Origin of the sequence: Streptomyces sp. NPDC001980 (assembly GCF_040296885.1) — a bacterium.
GTDB lineage: Bacteria > Actinomycetota > Actinomycetes > Streptomycetales > Streptomycetaceae > Streptomyces.
Map to the genome: position 1 here is coordinate 416,127 of NZ_JBEOYD010000005.1, position 6,000 is coordinate 422,126.

A 6,000-nucleotide genomic window follows, 5' to 3' on the forward strand; every position below is an offset into this window, starting at 1 on the left:
AGCGGCGCACTCGTGGCGTAGATTTCATGAGGGCTGCGCCCACCGGCGCCGCCACCCGGGCCACAGGCGTACGCGACAGCCGAGAACGGCGACACTGCAAGGGGAGACAACGCGCTCATGAGCGATGTTCTGGAGCTTCAGGACGTATCCGTGGTCCGGGAGGGCCGGGCTCTGGTGGACCAGGTCTCCTGGTCGGTGAAGGAGGGCGAGCGCTGGGTCATCCTCGGCCCCAACGGCGCCGGCAAGACCACCCTCCTCAACGTCGCGTCCAGCTACCTCTTCCCCAGCAAGGGCACCGCCACCATCCTCGGCGACACCCTCGGCAAGGTCGACGTCTTCGACCTGCGCCCGCGCATCGGCATGGCCGGCGTCGCCATGGCCGAAAAGCTCCCCAAGCGCCAGACCGTCCTGGAGACCGTACTCACCGCCGCCTACGGCATGACCGCCCACTGGCAGGAGGAGTACGACGAGGTCGACGAGCAGCGCGCCCGCGCCTTCCTGGACCGCCTCGGCATGACCGACTACGTGGACCGGAAGTTCGGCACCCTCTCCGAGGGCGAGCGCAAGCGCACCCTGATCGCCCGCGCCCTGATGACCGACCCCGAGCTGCTCCTCCTCGACGAACCCGCCGCAGGACTCGACCTCGGCGGCCGCGAGGACCTGGTCCGCCGCCTCGGCCGGCTCGCCCGCGACCCGATCGCCCCCTCCATGATCATGGTCACCCACCATGTCGAGGAGATCGCCCCCGGCTTCACCCACGTCCTGATGATCCGCCAGGGCAAGGTCCTCACCGCCGGCCCCCTGGAACTCGAACTCTCCTCCCGCAACCTCTCCCTCTGCTTCGGCCTCCCGCTCGTCGTCGAGCAGCTCGGCGACCGCTGGACCGCCCACGGACTGCCCCTGTCCTGACCGTTCCTGACGGGCCCTGACCCGGCAAAGCACTCTGTCGGGGTAGGCACCCCGGCCCTACCATGACTATGTGAACAGCATCGACGCATGGGTGTGGTGGCTGGTCGTCGCGGCGGCGCTCGGAATTCCGCTCGTGGTGACCGCGATGCCGGAGTTCGGCATGTTCGCGATCGGCGCCGTGGCCGCCGCCGGCACCGCCGGCCTCGGCGCGGGCACCGTGATCCAGGTGCTCGTCTTCGTCGTCGTCTCGGTCGCGCTGATCGCCGTCGTCCGGCCCATCGCGAACCGGCACGCCGCACAGCGCCCGCAACTCGCCACCGGCGTCGACGCGTTGAAGGGCAAACAGGCCGTCGTACTCGAACGCGTCGACGGCGGCGCGGACGGCCGGATCAAGCTCGCCGGCGAGATCTGGTCGGCGCGCGCCCTCGACCCGGACCGTGCCTACGAAGTGGGGCAGGAAGTCGACGTCGTGGAGATCGAGGGGGCCACGGCGATCGTCATCTGACCTCGTAAGACTCAACTGAACAGAAGAGTCCCCGAGTTGCGCGTGCGTCTGTCAGACTCATCCAGCAAGATCTTCAACAACCATAAGATCTGCCGAAGCGCCGAGGCGGAGAAGGGTACGGGGAGCGACGATGGAACCGGTCATCATCGTCCTGGTCATTCTGGTGGTGTTGGTCTTCATCGCCCTGATCAAGACGATCCAAGTCATCCCACAGGCGAGCGCCGCCATCGTCGAGCGCTTCGGCCGCTACACGCGGACCCTGAACGCGGGCCTGAACATCGTGGTCCCGTTCATCGACACCATCCGCAACCGCATCGACCTGCGTGAACAGGTCGTACCGTTCCCGCCCCAGCCGGTGATCACCCAGGACAACCTGGTCGTGAACATCGACACCGTCATCTACTACCAGGTCACGGACGCCCGCGCGGCCACCTACGAGGTCGCCAGCTACATCCAGGCCATCGAGCAGCTCACGGTCACCACGCTCCGCAACATCATCGGCGGCATGGACCTGGAGCGCACCCTGACCTCCCGCGAGGAGATCAACGCGGCCCTGCGCGGCGTCCTCGACGAGGCGACCGGCAAGTGGGGCATCCGCGTCAACCGCGTCGAACTGAAGGCGATCGAGCCGCCGACCTCCATCCAGGACTCGATGGAGAAGCAGATGCGCGCCGACCGTGACAAGCGCGCCGCGATCCTCACCGCGGAAGGCACCCGCCAGGCGGCGATCCTCACCGCCGAGGGCGAGAAGCAGTCCCAGATCCTGCGCGCCGAGGGTGAGGCCAAGGCGGCGGCACTCCGCGCGGAGGGCGAGGCGCAGGCGGTCCGCACGGTCTTCGAGGCCATCCACGCCGGCGACCCGGACCAGAAGCTCCTCTCCTACCAGTACCTCCAGATGCTCCCGAAGATCGCCGAGGGCGACGCCAACAAGCTCTGGATCGTCCCCAGCGAAATCGGCGACGCCCTCAAGGGCCTCTCCGGCGCGATGGGCAACTTCGGTAACCTGGGCGGCGGTTCGGGCGGCAGCGGCAGCGTCCCGGCTCAGGAACGCCGCGAGAAGCCGAACATCGACTGACGGTCCTGGAAAACAAAGGTTCCCCGCGCCCACCGGTTTTTTGGGGGCGCGGGGCTCTGTTTGATTTGCGGCTCCGCCGCGTGGGCGCGACAAGCCACGTACGACCGGCACTCGCCCGACCACGTCAGCCAGGCACATGACTAGGCGGCCACATCTCCCGCCAGCCACTCGGGAAGCGCCGCCAAATCCTCGGCCCCCATAGCCAGAAGCATCGCATCCTGCGGCGAAGGCTCGAACGGCTTCCGGAGCAACGGCATCTCCGCCTGCTCCGGTGTCCGGTCCGCCTTCCGGTGATTGTCCTCCGCGCAGGACGCCACCGTGTTCAGCCAGGAGTCGGCACCGCCCTGAGCCCGCGGCACCACATGGTCCACGGTCGTCGCCCGCTTCCCGCAGTACGCGCACCGGTGCCGGTCCCTGACCAGTACCCCCCGCCGCGACCACGGCGCCTGTCTCCGAAAGGGCACCCGTACATACCTGCACAGCCGTATGACCCGAGGCGCAGGTATATCCACCTCGGCACCGCGCATGCGCAGCTCGGGGTGGGCCTGCTCGACGACGGCCTTGTCCTGGAGCACCAGAACAACGGCGCGGTTCAACGTCACCGTAGACAGCGGCTCGAAGCTCGCGTTCAGCACCAGCGTGTCACGCATCCAGCCCACCTCCCATGTGCACCTGCCCACCCCCGGCGGGCTTGGATCAACTCTGGACGGGCGCGCCGAGATGGACAACGCAATAAAAACTGCCCGCCCCTGATCACTTCCATGACCAGAGGCGGGCAAACGTTCAATGAACGCTCAGCTGATTTCGCGGGCTGTGTCAGCCCTGTTCGGGGTTCTCGTACTCCCCGATGAGCTGCGCCCGCGCGCTCGCGTGGAACCGCAGGTTGAACCCGACGACGGCCGGCGACACATCGGCGTCCGGACCGAGCTTCTCCTGGTCCACCGCGTACACCGTGAAGACGTACCGGTGCGGCCCGTCCCCGGGCGGCGGCGCGGCACCGCCGAAGTCCCTCGACCCGTAGTCGTTGCGCACCTGCACCGCACCCTCGGGCAGCCCCTCGAACTTGCCGCTGCCCGCGCCCGCCGGCAGCTCGGTCACCGAGACCGGGATGTCGAACACGGACCAGTGCCAGAACCCGCTGCCCGTCGGGGCGTCCGGGTCGTAGCAGGTCACGGCGAAGCTCTTGGTCCCGGCCGGGAAGCCCTCCCACCGCAGCTGCGGCGAGGTGTTGCCCTTGGCGTAGACCTGAGCGTCCTTGAGCGTCGCCCCTTCCTCGATGTCCTCGCTCGTCACCGTGAACGACGGGACGGGCGGATGGAAGTCATGGGGGAGCGGCCGCCGCTTGAGCTCGGTCACCTCGGTACCTCCTGATCGATACTGATCGATTACGGAACCCGTTACGGAATCCGCAGTTCCCGAGCCTAGAACCAGTTGCGCTTGCTGCCGACCTCGGACAGCCACTGGTTGAGATAAGCCGCCCAGTCGGTCCCGTGGAAGTCGTGCAGCCCCACCTGGAACGACCGGAAGGTGTCACTGCCCTCGCTGAACAGCCCCGGCTTCTTGTCCATTTCGAGGATGACGTCCATGGCGTGCGCGTCCGCCACGAAGCTCAGCTCGACCTGGTTCAGCCCCCGGTACTGGGACGGCGGGTGGAACTCGACCTCCTGGTAGAACGGCAGCGTCTGCCGCGTCCCCCGGATGTGCCCCTTCTCCAGGTCCGCGTTCCTGAACCGGAAGCCCAGCTGGATGAAGGCGTCCAGGATCGCCTTCTGCGCCGGCAGCGGATGCACGTTGACCGGGTCCAGGTCCCCGGAGTCGACGGCACGCGCGATCTCCAGCTCGGTGGTCACCCCGATGTGCATCCCGCGCAGCGCCTGCCCGTCGATCATCGTGACGGGCGTCTCCCACGGAATCTCCAGCCCGAACGGCACCGCGTGCACGGCTCCGGCCTGCAGCTCGAAGGCACCGCCGAGCCGCGTCTTGCCGAAGCCGATGTTCTGCTTGTACTCCTCGTCGCCGCGCTCCACCTCGACCCGCGCCTGGAGCCCCACGGACAGTCCCTGGATCTCCTGGTTCACCGAGCCGCCCTGGATCCGCACCTCGCCCTGGACGACACCGCCCGGTACGACGTTCACCTCGGTGAGCACCGTCTCGACGGACGCCCCGCCGGCCCCCAGGCTCGCGAGCAGCTTCTTGAACCCCATGACTCTCCCTCTACTACGTACGGACCCTTGATCCCTACAAACGCGATCCGGTCACCACCGGTTCCGGCCCACACCCTGGCAAGCAGACGAATCCTTGACCAGTCCTTGGCGTCCCCGGCCTGGACTAGGCTCGGACGCCATGATCGCGCCCCCGGACCGTACGCCACTCCCCAGGAGCTTCTTCGACCGCCCTGTACTGGAGGTCGCCCCCGACCTCCTCGGCCGCACCCTCGTCCGCACCACCCCGGACGGTCCGATCGCGGTGCGCCTCACAGAGGTGGAGGCGTACGACGGCCCGAACGACCCGGGCTCGCACGCCTATCGCGGCCGCACCCCCCGCAACGACGTGATGTTCGGTCCGCCCGGACACGTGTACGTCTACTTCACCTACGGCATGTGGTTCTGCATGAACCTCGTCTGCGGTCCCGAGGGCACCGCGTGCGCGGTCCTGCTCCGCGCCGGCGAGATCATCGAGGGCGCCGAGCTCGCCCGTAAACGTCGACTTTCGGCCCGATATGACAGAGAACTGGCCAAAGGGCCGGCTCGCCTGGCCACCGCCCTGGGCGTCGACCGGGCCCTGGACGGCACGGACGCGTGTGCCGTCGGCGAGACCCCGTTGCGGATACTGACCGGCGCCCCCGTCCCCTCCGACCAGGTACGCAACGGTCCGCGCACCGGAGTCGCCGGCGAGGGTGGCGACGGTGATGTCCATCCCTGGCGCTACTGGATCGCCAACGACCCCACCGTGAGCCCGTATCGGGCCCATGTACCGCGGCGCCGCTCAAGTTGACGCGTCCCTGGAAGGTGCGTAATGTAGCCCGAGCCGCTTGAACCGGGTACGGCAATCGCCAGCAGCCGGAAGCGGCCACCCACTACCTACGACTTCCCCTGACGGGGTCGATTTTGGCGTGCCTGCATGCCCGAATTCGAACTCACGGAACTCGATTATGAGTCCCGGCGGGAATCGGCTAACGTAGTGAATGTCGAAAGGCCGACGGGCGAAAGCCGAAAAGCCTGAAGACAATCCCGCCGACCGGGAATCGGACGCCGAAAGGATCTGATAGAGTCGGAAACACCGAAGGGAAGCCCGGAGGAAAGCCCGAGAGGGTGAGTACAAAGGAAGCGACCGTTCCTTGAGAACTCAACAGCGTGCCAAAAGTCAACGCCAGATATGTTGATACCCCGTCCGTCGGACATTGCTCCGATGGTCGTGGTTCCTTTGAAGAAAACACAGCGAGGACGCTGTGTGCGAGAGGATCATTCCTCCTCTCGCACCGCTCTCGTGTGTGTCGTCCCGATTACGGGAA

At 67.3% G+C, this 6,000-nt stretch carries 7 protein-coding genes; 4 read left to right on the forward strand and 3 right to left on the reverse strand.

Annotated features, from left to right (window positions below; genetic code table 11):
• Positions 1-117 precede the first annotated feature (117 nt).
• The 3 genes from ABT137_RS10840 (at position 118) to ABT137_RS10850 (ending at position 2,489) form a co-directional block, all read left to right on the forward strand.
• On the forward strand, positions 118-909 hold the full coding sequence (locus tag ABT137_RS10840) for an ABC transporter ATP-binding protein (RefSeq protein ID WP_351705766.1): 792 nt from the start codon (positions 118-120) through the stop codon (positions 907-909).
• A gap of 70 nt (positions 910-979) precedes the next feature.
• Positions 980-1,414 (forward strand): NfeD family protein, encoded by a 435-nt coding sequence (locus ABT137_RS10845; RefSeq protein ID WP_351705769.1) that lies wholly within the window; start codon positions 980-982, stop codon positions 1,412-1,414.
• A 130-nt stretch (positions 1,415-1,544) separates the two neighbouring features.
• Positions 1,545-2,489 carry an SPFH domain-containing protein gene (locus ABT137_RS10850; RefSeq protein ID WP_351705772.1) on the forward strand — a complete coding sequence of 315 codons (945 nt, stop codon included), beginning with the start codon at positions 1,545-1,547 and terminating at the stop codon, positions 2,487-2,489.
• 140 nt (positions 2,490-2,629) lie between these two features.
• On the opposite strand, the gene ABT137_RS10855 is transcribed toward ABT137_RS10850, so the two are convergent.
• The 3 genes from ABT137_RS10855 to ABT137_RS10865 form a co-directional block, all read right to left on the reverse strand.
• Positions 2,630-3,139, reverse strand: coding sequence for an HNH endonuclease (locus ABT137_RS10855; protein WP_351705775.1), 510 nt, complete (start codon positions 3,137-3,139; stop codon positions 2,630-2,632).
• A gap of 166 nt (positions 3,140-3,305) precedes the next feature.
• Positions 3,306-3,845, reverse strand: a complete 540-nt coding sequence (locus tag ABT137_RS10860) for a YbhB/YbcL family Raf kinase inhibitor-like protein (RefSeq protein WP_351705778.1) — start codon at positions 3,843-3,845, stop codon at positions 3,306-3,308.
• Between the two features lie 65 nt (positions 3,846-3,910).
• Entirely contained in the window at positions 3,911-4,693 is a 783-nt protein-coding gene (locus ABT137_RS10865; protein WP_351705781.1) for a sporulation protein, read from the reverse strand.
• A 139-nt stretch (positions 4,694-4,832) separates the two neighbouring features.
• On the opposite strand from ABT137_RS10865, the gene ABT137_RS10870 reads away from it, so the two are divergent.
• The gene (locus tag ABT137_RS10870; protein ID WP_351705784.1) at positions 4,833-5,483 is read left to right on the forward strand and encodes a DNA-3-methyladenine glycosylase; all 651 of its coding nucleotides are present in this window, start codon (positions 4,833-4,835) and stop codon (positions 5,481-5,483) included.
• Positions 5,484-6,000: the final 517 nt, after the last annotated feature.